The organism is Mesorhizobium sp. A623, assembly GCF_054489405.1.
The window spans coordinates 34,852-52,605 of record NZ_JBTMXB010000005.1; the positions used below are offsets into that span (position 1 = coordinate 34,852).

At 62.6% G+C, this 17,754-nt stretch carries 16 protein-coding genes; 9 read left to right on the top strand and 7 right to left on the bottom strand.

Annotated features, from left to right (window positions below; genetic code table 11):
• Nucleotides 1–127 precede the first annotated feature (127 nt).
• The 7 genes from ACX3P1_RS06935 to ACX3P1_RS06965 all read right to left on the bottom strand — a co-directional run bounded on the left by ACX3P1_RS06935 (nt 128) and on the right by ACX3P1_RS06965 (nt 5,917).
• Nucleotides 128–295, bottom strand: a complete 168-nt coding sequence (locus tag ACX3P1_RS06935) for a hypothetical protein (RefSeq protein ID WP_459078829.1) — start codon at nt 293–295, stop codon at nt 128–130.
• A 194-nt stretch (nt 296–489) separates the two neighbouring features.
• Nucleotides 490–1,023 (bottom strand): NADPH-dependent FMN reductase, encoded by a 534-nt coding sequence (locus tag ACX3P1_RS06940; protein ID WP_459078830.1) that lies wholly within the window; start codon nt 1,021–1,023, stop codon nt 490–492.
• A gap of 70 nt (nt 1,024–1,093) precedes the next feature.
• Nucleotides 1,094–1,768: a septation protein A gene (locus tag ACX3P1_RS06945; protein WP_459078831.1), complete on the bottom strand. Its 675-nt coding sequence runs from the start codon at nt 1,766–1,768 to the stop codon at nt 1,094–1,096.
• Between the two features lie 58 nt (nt 1,769–1,826).
• Entirely contained in the window at nt 1,827–3,365 is a 1,539-nt protein-coding gene (gene ftsY / locus ACX3P1_RS06950) for a signal recognition particle-docking protein FtsY (protein ID WP_459078832.1), read from the bottom strand.
• A gap of 13 nt (nt 3,366–3,378) precedes the next feature.
• On the bottom strand, nt 3,379–4,662 hold the full coding sequence (gene mtaB, locus ACX3P1_RS06955; RefSeq protein ID WP_459079022.1) for a tRNA (N(6)-L-threonylcarbamoyladenosine(37)-C(2))-methylthiotransferase MtaB: 1,284 nt from the start codon (nt 4,660–4,662) through the stop codon (nt 3,379–3,381).
• Nucleotides 4,662–5,543, bottom strand: coding sequence for a diaminopimelate epimerase (dapF, locus tag ACX3P1_RS06960; RefSeq protein WP_459078833.1), 882 nt, complete (start codon nt 5,541–5,543; stop codon nt 4,662–4,664). The genes mtaB and dapF overlap by 1 nt, the downstream gene beginning before the upstream one ends.
• 71 nt (nt 5,544–5,614) lie before the next feature.
• Complete coding sequence (locus ACX3P1_RS06965; protein ID WP_459078834.1) at nt 5,615–5,917, bottom strand: hypothetical protein; 303 nt, start codon at nt 5,915–5,917, stop codon at nt 5,615–5,617.
• Nucleotides 5,918–5,981: 64 nt separating this feature from the next.
• On the opposite strand from ACX3P1_RS06965, the gene ACX3P1_RS06970 reads away from it, so the two are divergent.
• From ACX3P1_RS06970 to lpdA, 9 genes are all read left to right on the top strand, one after another.
• Nucleotides 5,982–6,521, top strand: coding sequence for a protease inhibitor Inh/omp19 family protein (locus ACX3P1_RS06970; protein ID WP_459078835.1), 540 nt, complete (start codon nt 5,982–5,984; stop codon nt 6,519–6,521).
• Nucleotides 6,522–6,717: 196 nt separating this feature from the next.
• The gene (zapE, locus tag ACX3P1_RS06975) at nt 6,718–7,926 is read left to right on the top strand and encodes a cell division protein ZapE (protein WP_459078836.1); all 1,209 of its coding nucleotides are present in this window, start codon (nt 6,718–6,720) and stop codon (nt 7,924–7,926) included.
• A gap of 302 nt (nt 7,927–8,228) precedes the next feature.
• On the top strand, nt 8,229–9,197 hold the full coding sequence (gene mdh, locus ACX3P1_RS06980) for a malate dehydrogenase (RefSeq protein WP_459078837.1): 969 nt from the start codon (nt 8,229–8,231) through the stop codon (nt 9,195–9,197).
• 16 nt (nt 9,198–9,213) lie between these two features.
• The gene (sucC, locus tag ACX3P1_RS06985) at nt 9,214–10,410 is read left to right on the top strand and encodes an ADP-forming succinate--CoA ligase subunit beta (RefSeq protein WP_459078838.1); all 1,197 of its coding nucleotides are present in this window, start codon (nt 9,214–9,216) and stop codon (nt 10,408–10,410) included.
• Between the two features lie 4 nt (nt 10,411–10,414).
• Entirely contained in the window at nt 10,415–11,311 is an 897-nt protein-coding gene (gene sucD / locus ACX3P1_RS06990) for a succinate--CoA ligase subunit alpha (protein ID WP_459078839.1), read from the top strand.
• A gap of 125 nt (nt 11,312–11,436) precedes the next feature.
• Nucleotides 11,437–14,424, top strand: coding sequence for a 2-oxoglutarate dehydrogenase E1 component (locus ACX3P1_RS06995; RefSeq protein ID WP_459078840.1), 2,988 nt, complete (start codon nt 11,437–11,439; stop codon nt 14,422–14,424).
• 33 nt (nt 14,425–14,457) lie between these two features.
• A complete protein-coding gene (odhB, locus tag ACX3P1_RS07000; protein ID WP_459078841.1) occupies nt 14,458–15,741 on the top strand; it encodes a 2-oxoglutarate dehydrogenase complex dihydrolipoyllysine-residue succinyltransferase in 1,284 nt (427 codons plus the stop codon).
• Between the two features lie 7 nt (nt 15,742–15,748).
• A complete protein-coding gene (locus tag ACX3P1_RS07005) occupies nt 15,749–16,237 on the top strand; it encodes a hypothetical protein (protein WP_459078842.1) in 489 nt (162 codons plus the stop codon).
• A gap of 85 nt (nt 16,238–16,322) precedes the next feature.
• Nucleotides 16,323–17,729 carry a dihydrolipoyl dehydrogenase gene (gene lpdA, locus ACX3P1_RS07010; protein WP_459078843.1) on the top strand — a complete coding sequence of 469 codons (1,407 nt, stop codon included), beginning with the start codon at nt 16,323–16,325 and terminating at the stop codon, nt 17,727–17,729.
• The last annotated feature ends 25 nt before the right edge of the window (nt 17,730–17,754 follow it).

The following is a 17,754-nucleotide window of genomic DNA, read 5'->3' on the forward strand; positions in this document are numbered from 1 at the left end:
AGCCGAATTGACGTCAATCAATTCGGCCCGACGCTCCATCTTTCTGTTTGAGCATCGGATTTTCCGAAAACCGGTAACCACTTTTCGGTCCGATGCTCTCGTGTTTCCTGCGCGCGGGACGCGGAAATCAGCCGAACACTTCCTTGTGGGCGTGATGCAGCATTTCCGAGCGGTTCCCGTTCATATCGGCAAGGTCGCGCTGGCTCAGGCTGTTGATCTCGTTGACAAGCTGGTTGTAGCGCTTGCGCTTCGCGTGGCGGTTGCGCGCGCCCTGGATAAGGCTTTCGAAGATCATGGCGGTTCCTTTCTGTGCCGCTGGCGGCACGATTGTTCCTCCCAGATCACATACGCAGCATGACATAGTGTGTGTGCGGCGCAAAAGGAATATGCTGCATTGCAGCATTGCACCAGGCGCATGGCGCCTAAAGCATCGGACCGAAAAGTGGAACCCGGTTTTCGGATTATTCCGACGCTCAATGAAAGGACGCTCTAACGGCCGTTCACAAATTCGCAAAAGGTCGACAGATGCTCGCGCATCGAGGCCATCGTTGCCGGCTTCGTCAGGATCGCGTGCATTTCCGGCGGTTTCTTGCCAAGCAGGGGAACCTCCAGTTCCGGCCCCTCATGCAGCGAAAACGACATCGTCCGCATGATCTCGCTCAGCGCCGCGCGGCAATACAGCGAGCGTGCCGAGGCGTGCACGAGCATGGCGGGCTTGCCGACGGCGGCGTCGCGCGACACCAGCCAGTCAAGCGCGTTCTTCAGGCCGCCCGGCACGCCATGGGCATATTCGGGACAGGAAAGGATGATGCCGTCCGACCGGGTGACAGCATCGATGAGCAGCGTCGCCTCGTCCGGGGTGCGCGAGCCCTCGTCGTCCGGGTTGAAGATAGGCAGCCGGCCCAGGCCGTCATGGATATGGATGCGGCAAAAGGGCTGAACGACCGCTGCCAATGCGGCGACCAAGGCGGAATTGGTCGAGGCGGCGCGCAAACTGCCGGAAATGGCCAGTATGTTCAGCAAGGACGATCAATCCATCAAGCGAGTCGCGCCCGACTGTAGCATAACCGGCCGTCAGCTATCGCGAGGCCCGCTATTTGCTGGCCTTGCCGCTATCCCCGCTCTTGTTGTCCAGCGAGTGGCGCAGGATCAGCGGCATCTGGCTGATGGTGAATACGATGGTGATCGGCATGGTCGCCCACACCTTGAACGCCACCCAGAAATCGGTCGAGAAATTGCGCCAGACCACCTCGTTCAGCACCGCCAGCACGAAGAAAAACAGGCCCCAGCGGAAGGTGAGCTTGCGCCAGCCTTCGGCGTCGAGGCTGAAAGCCGAATTGAAGACGTAGCCGAGCAGCGATTTTCCGAAGAGAAGTCCGCCGAGCAGGATGCCGCCGAACAGCGCGTTGACGATGGTCGGCTTCATCTTGATGAAAACGTCGTTTTGCAGATAGAGGGTCAGCGCGCCGAAGATGAGCACGACGACGCCGGATATCAGCGGCATCATCGGCAAGGTGCGGGTCAGCAGCCACGATACGGCGAGCGCAATCGCGGTCGCGGCCATGAACAGGCCGGTGGCGATGAAGATCGGACCGCCGAGTTCGGCCAGCGCCGGGAATTTTTGCACGAGCCATTCGCCCCGCGCGTTGGCGAAGAAGAAGACCATCAGGGGCCCGAGTTCCAGCACCAGCTTGAGCGCCGGATTGACGCTTTCCTTCCTGCTTTTCTGCGGGTCTTCGGACGGGTCGCGTTCGACAATAGGGGTCATGCTTGGGTTTCCGCGAAAAGGGGGGACAAGGGGGCAACGTAGAGAGTTGACATCAAAGTTACCCTACCCCTGCGATTGCCCGCGCGAATTCGTTGGCCGAGAACGGTTCGAGGTCTTCGACCTGCTCGCCGACGCCGATGAAATAGACGGGCAATTTGTGCTTGGCCGCGATCGCCACCAGAATGCCGCCGCGCGCGGTGCCGTCCAGCTTGGTCATGACCAGCCCGTTGACGCCGGCGATGTTGCGGAAGATTTCGACCTGGTTGAGTGCATTCTGGCCAGTGGTGGCGTCCACCGTTTGCAGCACCGTATGCGGCGCATCCGGGTCGAGCTTGCCCAGCACGCGCACGATCTTTTCCAGTTCCGCCATCAGTTCGGTCTTGTTTTGCAGCCGCCCGGCGGTGTCGATGATGAGTACGTCGGCGCCGGCCGCTTTCGCCTGCTCGAAGGCGTCATAGGCGAGGCCCGCCGCATCCGCGCCGAGCTTGCTCGAGACGACCGGCGAATTGGTGCGCTCGCCCCATATCTTCAACTGCTCGATTGCGGCGGCACGAAAGGTATCGCCCGCCGCCAGCATGACAGACAGCCCGCCCTCGGTGAGTTTGGCCGCGAGCTTGCCGATGGTGGTGGTCTTGCCGGTGCCGTTGACGCCGACAACCAGCACCACATGCGGCTTGTGCGAAAGGTCGAGTTCCAGCGGCATGGCGACCGGCGCCAGCACTTTTTCCACCTCGGCGGCCATGATGGTGCGCACGTCGGCGTCGGAAACTTCCTTGCCGTAGCGGCTGGCCGAAAGCGCATCGGTGATGCGCAGGGCCGTCTCCATGCCGAGATCGGCGCGGATCAGCACATCCTCCAGATCCTGCAGCGTGTCCTCGTCCAGCTTCCTGCGGGTGAAGACACCGGCGATGTTGCCCGACAATTCCTTCGACGAGCGCGCCAGCCCCTCGCGCATGCGCTGAAACCAGGAAAGCCTCGGTGCAACCGGTTCGGGCGCGGGGCTCGGTTCGGCCTTCTGCTCGACCTTTTTGGCGACGGTAACCTTGCCGGGCTTCGGCATAGGCGGGGCCAACGCTGTTTCGGCAAGCATCGGCTGAGTCTCGGCGGGTGGAGATGGGACTTCCACAGGCGGAGACGGGATTTCAGCGGGCGGCGGCGGAACTTCCACCACTTCCGGCTCACTCGGCTCCGGTGCCGGCTCGGGGATTTCTGGCGGTGCCGGTGCCGGTGTTGGAACGGGCGCGGGTGTTGGAACGGGTGAAGGGACCGGAACGGGTTCGGGCACGATAGGCTCAACCGGGATTTCCGGGGGTGTCGGCGCGGGCTGTTCGGCAGGCTCGGGTCGCGCCGGTTCCGGCTTTTCCGGCACCTCGACCGGAGCCGGTTCGGGCTGCGTTTCCGGCTCAGGTTCCACTTCCGGGGCGGCCGGCTCCGGCTCCGGTTCAACCGGCGTCGGCTGTTCCGGCTCGGCGGCCGGCTTCAATCCTTCCAGCGCTTCGAAATTCAGCGGCGGCAGAGGCGTCGCCTCGTCCGGCCGCTCCTCGACCACTTCCTTCTTGCCGAAGGAAAAGACTTTCTTGATGAAACCAAATGCCATGCGGATTGTCTTCTCAGGCCGCTTGCGCGGCGAGGGGCGCGGCGACCAGCTTGGTGCCGTCATGCCCGGTTATGGTCGCCTCAATGATCTCGCCCGGAGAGCCGGCGGCGATGGCGGCCATGGTAAAACCCTCAGTGCGGCCAAGCCCGTCGCGCTCAATGAGGATTGACTGATGCGTACCAGCCAATGAACCGAGATGCTTGCGATAGGCCGCATCACCAGCGGCCCGGAGGCGTGCGGCGCGCTCTTTGACGACTTCGCGCCGCACCTGCGGCATGCGCGCGGCAGGCGTGCCTTCGCGCGGCGAAAACGGAAAAACGTGCAGATGCGTCAGCCCGCATTCCTCGACAATCTTGATGGAATTTTCGAACATTTCGTCCGTTTCGGTCGGAAAACCGGCGATAATATCGGCTCCGAAGACGATTTCGGGTCGAATTTTACGGATTTCCGCGCAAAAACGAATGGAATCGTCGCGTAAATGACGGCGTTTCATGCGTTTCAGGATCATGTCGTCGCCCGATTGCAGCGACAGGTGCAGGTGCGGCATCAGCCGGCGCTCGCTGGCGATGACCTCCAGCAACTCGGCGTCGGCCTCGATGGAATCGATGGAGGAAAGCCTGAGCCGCTTCACCTCCGGCACCTGTTTCAGGATGGTTTTGACCAGCTTGCCGAGCTTCGGCGCGCCCGGCAGGTCGCCGCCGAAACTGGTCATGTCGACGCCGGTCAGCACCACTTCGGCATAGCCGTTGCCGGCAAGGCGCTTGACCTGCTCGACCACGCCGCCCATCGGCACCGAGCGCGAATTTCCGCGCCCGTAGGGGATGATGCAGAAGGTGCAACGATGGTCGCAGCCGTTCTGCACCTGCACGAAGGCGCGCGCGCGGCCCTCGATGGCGTCGACCATGTGGCTGGCCGTCTCGCGCACCGAAAAGATGTCGTTGACGCGGGCCTTCTCGAAATCGTTGACGCCGAAATCCGGCAGCGCGCGGTAATTGTGGCTGTGCAGTTTTTCCTCGTTGCCGAGAACCAGATCGACCTCGTCCATCGCGGAAAAATCCTGCGGCGCGGTCTGTGCCGCGCAGCCGGTGACGATGATTTTCGCTTCGGGATGTTCGCGGCGCGCCTTGCGGATCGACTGTTTTGCCTGGCGAACCGCCTCGCCGGTGACGGCGCAGGTGTTGACGATGATCGCGCCACCAGCCAGCGCGCCAAGACCGGCCGCCTTGGCCTCGCGCCGCATCACTTCGGACTCGTAGGTGTTGAGCCGGCAGCCGAATGTGACAATTTCGATGCCCATCACGCCACGCTCTCGACATCGCGCGCCCAAGCACCCGTGGCAGGGTCGAAATTGCCGGAAAATTCCCATTCGGCGGCACCCGTCAGCACGACATGGTCGTCCTCGCGCCATTCGACATGCAACTGGCCGCCGGGAGCCTGCAGCGTGACGTTGCGTCCGGTTCGCTTTGTGCGCGCTGCGGCAACGGCGGCAGCACAGGCGGCAGAGCCGCAGGCCTTGGTCAGGCCGGCACCGCGTTCCCAGGTGCGGATCGTCATCGTCTCGGGCGACGTCACCTGCGCGATGGTGATGTTGGCGCGTTCTGGAAAGATCGGATGGTTTTCCAAGAGCGGTCCGAAGCGGTCGAGTTCGTAGGACCAAACATCGCGGTCGACCCAGAAGATGGCGTGCGGATTGCCCATCGACACCACCGACGGCGAATGCAGCACCGGCGCGTCGATCGGGCCGATCTGCAACTCGATCATGCGGGTGTCGCGGAATTCCTCCGCCAACGGAATGTCCTGCCAACCGAAGCGTGGCACGCCCATGTCCACCGAGATCGAGCCGTCGTCATGCTGCTTTGCATTGAGGATGCCGGCGACGGTCTCGAAGGTGAATGTGCTCTGGCCGGTCTCGGCGGCCAGCGCCTGCACGACGCAGCGCGTGCCGTTGCCGCAGGCCTGCGCGCCGCTGCCGTCCGAGTTCAGGATGTCGATGAAGTAGGCCGTGCCCGGTGTGCGCGCATCGTGGATCGCCATGATCTGGTCGAACCGGGTCGAAGCGTCGGCATTGAGCGCAATGGCGGCCTCAGCGGTCACCCGATCGGCACGGCCGCGCATGTCGGCGACGATGATCTCGTTGCCGATGCCGTTCATCTTGGCGAAAGGAGCCGCGCCTGCCATGGTAATAGAAAATCTCTTGCCGGTTTGCGCCTATATGGCGGAAACGGCCGGGAATTACCAGTGACGAGGCCCTACCAAACGCCGCCGCCGGCCAAGGCGAACAGCAGCAGCACCACGGCCACGACCACCAGTACCGCCGCGATCAGGAACGAAGCGATGCGCGACGTCGTGCCGGCAACACCGCGATAGCCCAAGGCGCTCGCTATCACCGAAACGACGAGAAGTATGACGATCCATTTGATCATAATGAGGCCCCCTTTTGGTTGTGGGGGATAACGCGGCATGGTCGTTTCCCGTTCCGCACCATGATGCAAAATTACAACATACTCGGCTGCAAACCGTTTTTTAAGCATATCGGGTTGAAATTCTGCCATCTTACCCTTGTTGGTAGGGTGGGATTTTATCGAATTGCGCCCGCTATGGGTCGCGGAGGTTGGCATGACATTCTCGAAAACCGGTCTGATGGCCATGGCGCTGGGCGCCCTGCTGGCGAGCGGCTGCACGAGCACGCGCTTCTCGTCGATGGATTCTACCAGGCCCGAACCCCTGCAGGCGGCACCCGCCGGCCAGGTCACGTCCAACCAGTTGCCGCCGCCCTCCGGGCCAGCGAGCACCGATCCGTCGCAGTTCCCGACCGCGCCGCAGAATACGCAGGTCGCTGCGTTGCCGACGGACGGCTCGGCTCCCGCTGCGGCCGCCGACCTCACCGCATCCAGCGTTGCCGGTGTGTGGAACGCCAACGTCTCCGGCCAGAGCTGCAAGGTCGCGACCCCGCAGACCAAGTTCGGCCAGGGTTATCGCGCCGGACCGTTGCGCTGCCCGGCTCCCCTTGATGGCGTGAAGTCGTGGAACGTGGCCGGCAAGCAACTGACCCTCTACGACAATGACGGCGGCACGCTGGCTCGGCTCTATTCTTCCGGCGGCTCCAAATTCGATGGCCAGACCTCCACCGGCCTGCCGATCTCGTTGACGCGCTAGTGGTTCGTTTCCAACATTTGCATCCCATTTGTATCAGGCGTAGGGCAAATGTTGGAAACAGGAGAACCACTAGCAAGTCTATGATCTAGTGGAATTTTTAAATTTGACATTCGATCTCGAGGCCGACATCAAGCGGGTATCGAATGTCAAATTCATTTCACTAGCCCGCTTCATCTTTCCAGGAACGGCTTGACCGATGCATTTGCGCGACGGCCTCCAGACCCGCGCGACCGTGCGCCAGCGCTACGACCATGAAGTGGGCGGCGGCGTTATCGAGCGCGACCCCGCGCAAGAAGGGATTGCGGCCGCGCTCGACCGCCTGATCGACGAGCTTTCGGCGAAGCGGCTCGCCCACAAATCCAGCGCGCTGGGCTGGCTGTTCGCCAGAAAGCGCGAAACGCGCGAGACCGTCAAAGGCCTCTACATCCATGGCAGCGTTGGCCGTGGCAAGACCATGCTCATGGACATGTTCTTCGAACTTGTCCCGGTTCGGCGCAAGCGCCGCGTGCATTTCAACGATTTCATGGCCGACGTGCAGGACCGTATCCAGAAGCACCGGCAGGCGCGCAAGAACGGCGACGTCAAGGAAGACGACCCCATCCCGCCGGTGGCGCGAGCGCTGGCCGACGAGGCGTGGGTGCTGTGCTTCGACGAATTTTCCGTCACCGACATCGCCGATGCGATGATCCTGTCGCGGCTGTTTTCGGCGCTGTTTTCCAACGGTGTGGTGCTGGTCGCCACCTCCAACGTCGCGCCGCAGGACCTTTATCGCGACGGGCTCAACCGCCAGCTTTTCCTGCCGTTCATCGCCATTCTGGAGCGGTACACCGCTGTCGTTTCGCTCGACGCCGACAAGGACTACCGGCTGGAGAAACTGGCGCGCACGCCGGTCTACATGACGCCGAACGGCGAAGCGGCCGACCGCACGATGGACGAGGCCTGGGCGGCGATGACGCATGGCGAACCGGCCGCCGCGCTGACCTTGACGCTGAAGGGACGGCATTTGCAGGTGCCGCTCGCGGCTGGCGATGCAGCCCGGTTTACCTTCGCCGAACTTTGCGAGGCGCCGCTCGGCGCGCGCGACTACAAGGTGCTTGCCGACCGTTTCGATACTTTCTTCGTCGATCGGGTGCCGGTGCTCGACCCGACGCTGCGAAGCGCCACGAAACGCTTCATCCTTTTGATCGACACGCTCTACGACAGGCGCAAGCGCCTTGTCCTGAGCGCCGATACCTCTCCCGACCGCCTCTATGCCGGCCGGCCGGGCGTCACGGAAGCCTTCGAATTCGACCGCACGGCCTCGCGGCTGATCGAGATGCAGAGCCGCGACTGGCTGGAAGACTGGGCGAAGCGGCGTAAGGAAGCGGCGGAAGAAACCGCGCCTGTCGCATCCGCTTCTCCGTAAAACCCGCCGTCTGGTGCCGGGCCGGCAGCCAGCCGGCATCACAAGGCCGTCATCGCAGCCGGATACGCTTCCGGTTTGACCGTGTCTGATGTAATTCTACGGGAAAGCTAGAGTATATTTTGACGTTTACGTAAGTCCCGATGGTTCTAACCGATTGAATTTATTCATGCGGAAATAATCGTTGAAGTTTTTTCCCAAGGGGGCTATGGGGTGCGGCGAAATCGCGCGGTTCCCCCGCATCGGTCGGCCTCTCCTCGACGCCATTCTGGCGCCGTCTCAGATATAAGGGAAAACATCCTCAAATGGCACGCAACAAGATAGCGCTCATCGGCTCCGGCATGATCGGCGGCACGCTCGCTCACCTGATCGGCCAGAAAGACCTCGGCGACGTGGTGCTTTTCGACATCGCCGAAGGCACGCCGCAAGGCAAGGCGCTGGACATCGCCCAATCGTCGCCCGTCGACGGGTTCGACAGCCGTCTGACCGGCGTCAACAACTATGCCGGCATCGAGGGCGCGGATGTGTGCATCGTTACCGCTGGCGTGCCGCGCAAGCCCGGCATGAGCCGCGACGATCTTCTGGGCATCAATTTGAAGGTCATGGAGCAGGTCGGTGCCGGCCTGAAGAAATACGCGCCCAAGGCGTTCGTCATCTGCATCACCAATCCGCTCGACGCCATGGTCTGGGCGCTGCAGAAGTTCTCTGGCCTGCCCAAGACCCATGTCGTCGGCATGGCCGGCGTGCTGGACTCGGCGCGCTTCCGCTATTTCCTCGCCGAGGAATTCAAGGTTTCGGTCGAAGACGTCACCGCCTTCGTGCTTGGCGGCCACGGCGATTCCATGGTGCCGATGATCCGCTATTCGACGGTTTCCGGCATTCCGCTGCCCGATTTGATCAAGATGGGCTGGACCTCGAAGGAAAAGCTCGACCAGATCGTGCAGCGCACCCGCGACGGCGGCGCCGAGATCGTCGGCCTGCTCAAGACGGGTTCGGCCTTCTACGCGCCGGCGGCGTCCGCCATCCAGATGGCCGAGAGCTACCTCAAGGACAAGAAGCGCGTGCTGCCCTGCGCCGCCCATCTCAATGGCCAGTACGGCTTGAAGGACACCTATGTCGGCGTCCCGGTGGTGATCGGCGCGGGCGGTGTCGAGCGCATCATCGAGATCGACCTCAACAAGGCCGAGCAGAAGATGTTCGAGTCTTCCGTCGCGACCGTGAAGGGCCTGACCGACGCTTGCGTCGCGATCGCGCCGCAACTGGCCAAGAAATAACCCGGAGGCTTTGCCGATGAACATCCATGAATATCAGGGCAAGGCCCTTCTGAAGGGTTTTGGCGCACCGGTGGCCGAAGGCGTGCCGGTGTTCAAGGCGGACGAGGCGGAAGCGGCAGCGAAGCAACTGCCCGGCCCGCTCTATGTGGTGAAGAGCCAGATCCATGCCGGCGGCCGCGGCAAGGGCAAGTTCAAGGAACTTTCCGCCGATGCCAAGGGCGGCGTGCGGCTGTCGAAGTCGGTGGCCGAAGTCGTCGCCAACGCCAACGAGATGCTGGGCCATACTCTGGTGACCAAGCAGACCGGCCCGGCCGGCAAGCAGGTCAACCGCCTCTATATCGAAGACGGCGCCGACATCGACCGCGAGCTTTATCTGTCGATCCTGGTCGACCGCACCGTCGGCCGCGTCGCCTTCGTCGTTTCGACCGAGGGTGGCATGGACATCGAGGCGGTCGCGCATGACACGCCTGAAAAGATCATCACCGTGGCGATCGACCCGGAAGCCGGCGTAAGCGCCGACGATTTGAAGGCGCTGAACGCGGCGCTGAAGCTGACCGGCGAAGCGGCCACGGACGGCGAAAAGCTGTTCCCGATCCTCTACAAGGCCTTTGTCGAAAAGGACATGAGCCTGCTGGAGGTCAATCCGCTGATCGTCATGACCAACGGCCGCCTGCGCGTGCTCGACGCCAAGGTGTCGTTCGACAACAACGCGCTGTTTCGTCACCCCGACGTGCTCGAACTGCGCGACACCACAGAAGAGGATGCCAAGGAAATCGAGGCGTCGAAATACGACCTCGCCTATGTCGCCCTCGACGGCAATATCGGCTGCATGGTCAATGGCGCCGGCCTTGCTATGGCGACCATGGATATCATAAAGCTCTATGGCGCGGAGCCGGCTAACTTCCTCGATGTCGGCGGTGGCGCGACCAAGGAGAAGGTGACGGCTGCGTTCAAGATCATCACCGCCGATCCGGCCGTGAAGGGCATTCTCGTCAACATCTTCGGCGGCATCATGAAATGCGATGTCATTGCCGAGGGCGTGGTCGCGGCGGTCAAGGAAGTCGGCCTCACGGTCCCGCTGGTGGTGCGCCTCGAGGGTACCAACGTCGCCCTTGGCAAGAAGATCATCAACGAGAGCGGCCTCAACGTCATTTCGGCCGACGACCTCGACGACGCCGCCAAGAAGATCGTCTCGGCGGTGAAGGGAAACTGATCGCATGTCCATTCTCATCGACAAGAACACCAAAATCCTCGTCCAGGGCCTGACCGGCAAGACCGGTTCGTTCCATACCGAACAGGCGCTGGCCTATCACGGCACGCAGATGGTCGGCGGTATCCATCCCAAGAAGGGCGGCGAAAAGTGGGACGGCTCAGTGCCATTGCCGATCTTCGCCACCGTCGCCGAAGGCAAGGCCAAGACCGGCGCGAATGCGTCCGTCGTCTATGTGCCGCCGGCGGGCGCTGCTGCTGCGATCATCGAGGCGATCGACGCTGAAATCCCGCTGATCGTCTGCATCACCGAGGGCATTCCAGTGATGGACATGATCAAGGTCAAGGCGCGGCTCGACCGTTCGACATCGCGGCTGATCGGCCCGAACTGCCCCGGCATCGTCACGCCCGACCAGTGCAAGATCGGCATCATGCCCGCCAACATCTTCAAGAAGGGCTCGGTCGGCGTTGTTTCGCGCTCGGGAACGCTTACCTATGAGGCTGTCTTCCAGACCACCAATGCCGGCCTTGGCCAGTCCACGGCTGTCGGCATCGGCGGCGATCCGGTGAAAGGTACCGAGTTCATCGACATGCTCGAGATGTTCCTCGCCGACGACGAGACCAAGTCGATCATCATGATCGGCGAGATCGGCGGTTCGGCGGAAGAAGACGCGGCGCAGTTCATTATCGACGAGGCCAAGCGCGGCCGCCGCAAGCCGATGGCCGGCTTCATCGCCGGGCGCACGGCGCCGGCTGGCCGCACCATGGGCCATGCGGGCGCCGTCATTTCCGGCGGCAAGGGCGGCGCGGAAGACAAGATCGCGGCGATGGAAGCCGCCGGCATCAAGGTTTCGCCGTCGCCGGCCCGGCTCGGCACGACACTGGTTGAAGCGATCAAGGCATAGTGAGCAGCGAAATAGGGAGTAGCGAGTAGCGAAAAAATGCGGGGGCCGGCAAAATCCCTACTCGCCATTCGCTACTCTCTATTCGCTCCAACAAGGAGACGAGGCCAAAAGGCTTCGGGAGCGACATGTCGAGACAAGATCAGGCCAACGACCAATTTTCGCTGACCTCTTTTCTGTATGGCGGCAATGCCGACTACATCGAGGCGTTGCATGCCGCCTATGAGGACGACCCGGCATCGGTCGATCCCGAATGGCAGGCCTTCTTCGCCTCGCTGCAGGACGATGCCGGCGACGTTCGCAAGAATGCACGGGGCGCATCGTGGAAGCGCCCGTCCTGGCCGCTGCAGGCCAATGGCGAGCTTGTTTCGGCGCTCGACGGCAATTGGGGCCTGATCGAAAAGGTCATCGACAAGAAGATCAAGGACAAGGCGGTCGTCAACGGCAACACGCTTTCCGACGCCGACGTGCATCAGGCGACGCGCGATTCCGTGCACGCCATCATGATGATCCGCGCTTTCCGCATGCGCGGCCATTTGCACGCCCGCCTCGATCCGCTCGGCATTGCGGCTGAGCTTGAAGACTACAACGAGCTTTCGCCGCAGAATTACGGCTTCGCCGAAGCCGATTACGACCGGCCGATCTTTCTCGACAACGTGCTCGGGTTGGAGTTCGGCACCGTCCGGCAGATGCTGGAAATTCTTACCCGCACCTATTGCTCGACGCTCGGCGTCGAGTTCATGCACATTTCCGACCCCGAGGAGAAGGCCTGGATTCAGGAGCGCATCGAGGGTGCGAACAAGGAAATCACCTTCACGGCCGAAGGCAAGAAGGCGATCCTGCAAAAGCTGGTCGAGGCGGAAGGTTTTGAGCAGTTCATCGACGTCAAGTACAAGGGCACCAAGCGCTTCGGCCTCGACGGCGGCGAATCGCTGATCCCGGCGCTGGAGCAGATCGTCAAGCGCGGCGGCCAGCTCGGCATGAAGGAAATCGTGCTCGGCATGGCCCATCGCGGCCGCCTCAACGTGCTCTCCCAGGTGATGGCCAAGCCGCACCGCGCCATCTTCCACGAGTTCAAGGGCGGCTCGGCGGCTCCCGATGACGTCGAAGGCTCGGGCGACGTGAAGTACCATCTCGGCGCCTCGTCGGATCGTGAATTCGACGGCAACAAGGTGCATTTGTCGCTGACGGCCAACCCCTCGCATCTGGAAATCGTCGACCCGGTGGTGATGGGCAAGGCGCGCGCCAAGCAGGACCATCTGTTCGGCCGCACGCGCGAGGAGATCGTGCCGCAGGAGGAACGCGCCAAGGTGCTGCCGCTGCTGCTGCATGGCGACGCGGCGTTTGCCGGCCAGGGCGTCATCGCCGAGATACTGGGGCTGTCGGGCCTGCGCGGCCACCGCGTCGGCGGCACGCTGCATTTCATCATCAACAACCAGATCGGCTTCACCACCAATCCGCGTTTTTCGCGTTCGTCGCCCTATCCGTCCGACGTCGCCAAGATGATCGAAGCACCGATCTTCCACGTCAACGGCGACGATCCGGAAGCCGTGGTTCACGCCACCAAGGTAGCGATCGAATTCCGCATGAAGTTCTGCAAGCCGGTTGTGGTGGACATGTTCTGCTATCGCCGCTTCGGTCACAACGAAGGCGATGAGCCGGCGTTCACGCAGCCGATCATGTACCGCTCGATCCGCGCCCACAAGACGACCCTCCAGCTTTACGGCGAGCGGCTGATCGCGGAAGGACACGTCAACCAGGCCGAATTCGACAAGATGAAAGCCGACTGGCGCGCGCATCTGGAAGAGGAATGGGAGAACGGCCAGCACTACAAGCCCAACAAGGCCGACTGGCTGGACGGCGCGTGGTCGGGCCTGCGCACCGCCGACAATGAGGACGAGCAGCGGCGCGGCAAGACGGCGGTGCCGGTCAAGATTCTCAAGGAAATCGGCAAGAAGCTGACCGAAGTGCCGAAGGATTTCGAGGCGCACCGCACCATTGGCCGCTTCCTCGAACACCGCCGCCACGCCATCGAAACCGGCGAGGGCATCGACTGGTCGACCGGCGAGGCGCTGGCTTTCGGCGCGATCCTGCTCGACGGCAATCCGATCCGGCTTTCCGGCCAGGACTCGGAGCGTGGCACCTTCTCGCAGCGCCATTCGGTGCTCTACGACCAGCGCGACGAGAACCGCTATATCCCGCTCAACAACCTCTCGGCGGCGCAAGCCAACTATGAGGTCGTCAACTCCATGCTGTCGGAAGAAGCCGTGCTCGGCTTCGAATATGGCTACAGCCTGGCCGAGCCCAAGGCGTTGACGCTGTGGGAGGCGCAGTTCGGCGACTTTGCCAACGGCGCGCAGGTGGTGTTCGACCAGTTCATCTCGTCGGGCGAGCGCAAATGGCTTCGCATGTCGGGCTTGGTCTGCCTGCTGCCGCATGGCTATGAGGGGCAGGGACCGGAGCATTCGTCGGCCCGCCTGGAACGCTTCCTGCAACTCTGCGCGGAAGACAACATGCAGGTCGCCAATGTCACGACGCCGGCTAACTACTTCCATATCCTGCGTCGCCAGTTGAAGCGCGACTTCCGCAAACCGCTGATCCTGATGACGCCGAAGTCGCTGCTGCGCCACAAGCGGGCGGTTTCGACCATCGCCGAAATGTCCGGCGAAAGTTCGTTCCACCGCCTGTTGTGGGACGACGCGCAATATCTTGCCGATCAGCCGATCAAGCTGGTCAAGGATAGCAAGATCCGCCGCGTCGTGCTGTGTGCCGGCAAGGTCTATTACGATCTCTACGAGGAACGCGAGAAGCGCGGCGTCAACGACGTCTATCTGCTGCGCGTGGAACAGCTCTACCCGTTCCCGGCCAAGGCGCTGATCAACGAACTGTCGCGCTTCCGCAACGCGGAGATGGTGTGGTGCCAGGAAGAGCCCAAGAACATGGGTGCGTGGTCCTTCATCGATCCCTATCTGGAATGGGTGCTGGCGCATATCGACGCCAAGCATCAGCGCGTGCGCTATACAGGTCGCCCGGCTGCCGCCTCGCCGGCAACGGGCATGATGTCAAAACATCTGGCGCAACTGGCCGCGTTCCTCGAAGACGCGCTCGGTGGATAGCCCGGAAACGAACCGCAAGGACGGACAAGCATAATGGCCAATGAAATCCGCGTTCCCACCCTGGGCGAATCCGTTACTGAGGCGACCATCGGCAAGTGGTTCAAGAAGGTCGGCGACGCCATCGCCATGGACGAGCCGCTGGTCGAACTGGAAACCGACAAGGTGACCATCGAAGTTCCGGCAGCCGCGGCGGGAACGCTGGCGGAGATCGTCGTGCAGGAAGGTGAAACCGTCGAGGTCGGTGCGCTGCTCGGCACGATTTCGGCCGGTGCGGCCAAGGCGGCAGCGCCGAAGCAGGATGTGACTGTCGCGCAGGCTTCCGCACCTTCGGCGGCCTCGACCACCAAGGAAGCCGCCGCGCAGAGCGCCAAGGTCGCCGGCGAAAGCCAGATCGAAGAGCGCAAGATGCCGCCTGCTCCGGCGGCGGCGAAGATGCTGGCGGAAAAGAACCTTTCCGTCGATCAGGTTTCGGGCTCCGGCAAGCGCGGCCAGGTGCTCAAGGGCGACGTTCTCGACGCGGTGGCGCAGGGCGCGCCGTCGCAGCCGGCCGAAACGCCGAAGAGCGCTGCCACTCCCGCCCCGGTCACTGTCCGTGCGCCGTCGTCGCCTGACGATGCCTCTCGCGAGGAGCGCGTGCGCATGACCCGCCTGCGCCAGACCATCGCGCGCCGGCTCAAGGAAGCGCAGTCGGCTGCGGCCATGCTGACCACCTTCAACGAGGTGGACATGAAGGCGGTGATGGAGCTGCGTACCAAGTACAAGGATATTTTCGAGAAGAAGCATGGCGTGAAGCTCGGCTTCATGGGCTTCTTCACCAAGGCGGTCACGCATGCGCTGAAGGAAATCCCCTCGGTCAACGCCGAGATCGACGGCACCGACATCGTCTACAAGAACTTTGCCCATGTCGGCGTCGCCGTCGGCACGGACAGGGGTCTCGTGGTGCCGGTGGTGCGCGATGCCGACGCCATGTCGATTGCCGAGATCGAGAAGGAAATCGGCCGGCTTGGGCTGGCTGCGCGGGACGGTAAGTTGTCGGTCGCCGACATGCAGGGCGGCACCTTCACCATCTCCAATGGCGGCGTCTACGGTTCGCTGATGTCGACGCCGATCCTCAACGCGCCGCAGTCCGGCATTCTGGGCATGCACAAGATCCAGGAGCGGCCGGTGGTGGTCGGCGGCCAGATCGTCATCCGTCCGATGATGTATCTGGCGCTCAGCTACGATCACCGCATCGTCGACGGCAAGGAAGCGGTGACATTCCTGGTGCGCGTCAAGGAAAGCCTGGAGGACCCGGAACGGCTGGTGCTAGACCTTTAGGCTGGTGATGCGCGGGGTTCTCGCCGCGGTCCCGGCCGTCGTCCTGGGTTGCGCCGGCGCTCAAGCCGCCTGCCCGATGGAACTGGCCGTCTACGGCGACAAGGATCAGGCCGGCGAGATCGATTTTTCGCCCGCCAAGGGGTTGGCGGTGGTCACCAACGCATTCAGGATGGTGCTCGAGCGCGACGTGGTTCTGGATGGCATTGTCATGTGGAGCGGCGGCGACGTTGCCCGGCCCTATGGGTCGCTCATGTACCAGTGTCCGGATGGCGACGTTACGGGCGACGAATTGACGGCCTGCACGGTCTGGGAAGGCGTGATCTACACCTCCGACGACAAGGGGAATATCGGTTTGCTGCCGGCGGAAGGCGAAGCGCCCGCGACACTGATCTTTCCCGATCTCGGCCCCTCGGTGGGCGGGTCGCCGGTCCATGGCGCCAACGGTCTTTCCAGATTGCCGGGGGACGTCTTTGCCTTGAAGGGCTGCCAGGAATGAGCGGCGGGTCTGGCACAGCGCGGTTCCTTCCACACTCTCGGAAAACGGGGCACACGCGGCCCGTATGAAACAGGGAAATTGAAAAATGGCTTATGATGTCGTGGTGATCGGTTCGGGACCGGGCGGCTATGTATGCGCGATCAAGGCGGCGCAGCTTGGCCTGAAGGTGGCCGTGGTGGAAAAGCGCGAGACGTTTGGCGGTACCTGCCTCAATATAGGCTGCATCCCTTCCAAGGCCCTGCTGCACGCATCGGAAATGTTTGCCGAGGCCACGCATTCCTTCGATGCGCTGGGCGTCGAGATTTCCACGCCGAAGATGAACCTGAAGAAACTGATGGCGCACAAGGGCACGACGGTGTCGGCCAATGTCAACGGCGTCGCCTTTCTGTTCAAGAAGAACAAGATCGACAGTTTTCGCGGCACCGGAAAGGTGCTGGCCGCCGGCAAGGTCTCGGTGACCGGCGAGGACGGCAAGACCGAGGTGATCGAGGCGAAGAACATCGTCATCGCCACCGGTTCCGAAGTGGCGGGCATTCCGGGCGTCAAGGTCGATATCGACGAGAAGGTGATCGTATCGTCGACCGGCGCGCTGGCGCTGGGCAAGGTGCCGGGTCATCTGGTGGTGGTCGGCGGCGGCGTCATCGGACTGGAACTGGGCTCGGTCTGGGCGCGTCTCGGGGCGAAGGTTACCGTGGTCGAATTCCTCGATACCATTTTGGGCGGCATGGACGGCGAAGTGTCGAAACAGTTCCAGCGCCTGCTGTCCAAGCAAGGCTTTGAGTTCAAGCTGGGCGCCAAGGTGACGGCGGTTGCCAAGGCGAAGAAGGGCGCGACCGTTACTTTCGAGCCGGTGAAGGGCGGCGAACCTCAGACCATCGAGGCCGACGCGGTGCTGATTTCCACCGGCCGCCGCGCCTATGCCGACAATCTCGGGCTGAAGGAAGCCGGCGTCGAGGTCGATGAGCGCGGCCGCGTCAAGACGGATGCGCATCTCCAGACCAATGTTCCCGGCATCTATGCCATCGGCGATGTCATCGCCGGGCCGATGCTGGCGCACAAGGCCGAGGATGAGGGCGTCGCGGTTGCCGAGATCATTGCCGGGCAGGCCGGTCATGTGAACTACGACGTCATTCCGAGCGTCGTCTATACCAGCCCGGAAATAGCCTCTGTCGGCAAAACCGAGGAAGAACTGAAGAAGGCTAGCGTGGACTACAAGGTCGGCAAGTTCCCCTTTACCGCCAATGGCCGCGCGCGCGCCATGCTGCACACGGACGGCTTCGTCAAAATCCTGGCCGACAAGACAAGCGACCGCGTTCTCGGCGTCCATATCGTCGGCTTCGGCGCGGGCGAGATGATCCACGAGGCGGCGGTGCTGATGGAATTCGGCGGCTCGTCGGAAGACCTCGCCCGTACCTGCCATGCGCACCCGACCATGTCGGAAGCGATCAAGGAAGCGGCGCTGGCGACCTTCTTCAAGCCGATTCATATCTGATCTGGAGATCGGTGATCCAAAGCAA

Coding starts and splice junctions, on each gene's coding strand:
- ACX3P1_RS06945 (WP_459078831.1), bottom strand. CDS start 1,768: ATGACCCCTATTGTCGAACGCGACCCGTCCGAAGACCCGCAGAAAAGC.
- ACX3P1_RS06995 (WP_459078840.1), top strand. CDS start 11,437: ATGTCGAGACAAGATCAGGCCAACGACCAATTTTCGCTGACCTCTTTT.
- ACX3P1_RS06965 (WP_459078834.1), bottom strand. CDS start 5,917: ATGGCAGAATTTCAACCCGATATGCTTAAAAAACGGTTTGCAGCCGAG.
- ACX3P1_RS07005 (WP_459078842.1), top strand. CDS start 15,749: ATGCGCGGGGTTCTCGCCGCGGTCCCGGCCGTCGTCCTGGGTTGCGCC.
- mdh (WP_459078837.1), top strand. CDS start 8,229: ATGGCACGCAACAAGATAGCGCTCATCGGCTCCGGCATGATCGGCGGC.
- ftsY (WP_459078832.1), bottom strand. CDS start 3,365: ATGGCATTTGGTTTCATCAAGAAAGTCTTTTCCTTCGGCAAGAAGGAA.
- mtaB (WP_459079022.1), bottom strand. CDS start 4,662: ATGGGCATCGAAATTGTCACATTCGGCTGCCGGCTCAACACCTACGAG.
- odhB (WP_459078841.1), top strand. CDS start 14,458: ATGGCCAATGAAATCCGCGTTCCCACCCTGGGCGAATCCGTTACTGAG.
- ACX3P1_RS06970 (WP_459078835.1), top strand. CDS start 5,982: ATGACATTCTCGAAAACCGGTCTGATGGCCATGGCGCTGGGCGCCCTG.
- dapF (WP_459078833.1), bottom strand. CDS start 5,543: ATGGCAGGCGCGGCTCCTTTCGCCAAGATGAACGGCATCGGCAACGAG.
- sucD (WP_459078839.1), top strand. CDS start 10,415: ATGTCCATTCTCATCGACAAGAACACCAAAATCCTCGTCCAGGGCCTG.
- ACX3P1_RS06935 (WP_459078829.1), bottom strand. CDS start 295: ATGATCTTCGAAAGCCTTATCCAGGGCGCGCGCAACCGCCACGCGAAG.
- lpdA (WP_459078843.1), top strand. CDS start 16,323: ATGGCTTATGATGTCGTGGTGATCGGTTCGGGACCGGGCGGCTATGTA.
- zapE (WP_459078836.1), top strand. CDS start 6,718: ATGCATTTGCGCGACGGCCTCCAGACCCGCGCGACCGTGCGCCAGCGC.
- sucC (WP_459078838.1), top strand. CDS start 9,214: ATGAACATCCATGAATATCAGGGCAAGGCCCTTCTGAAGGGTTTTGGC.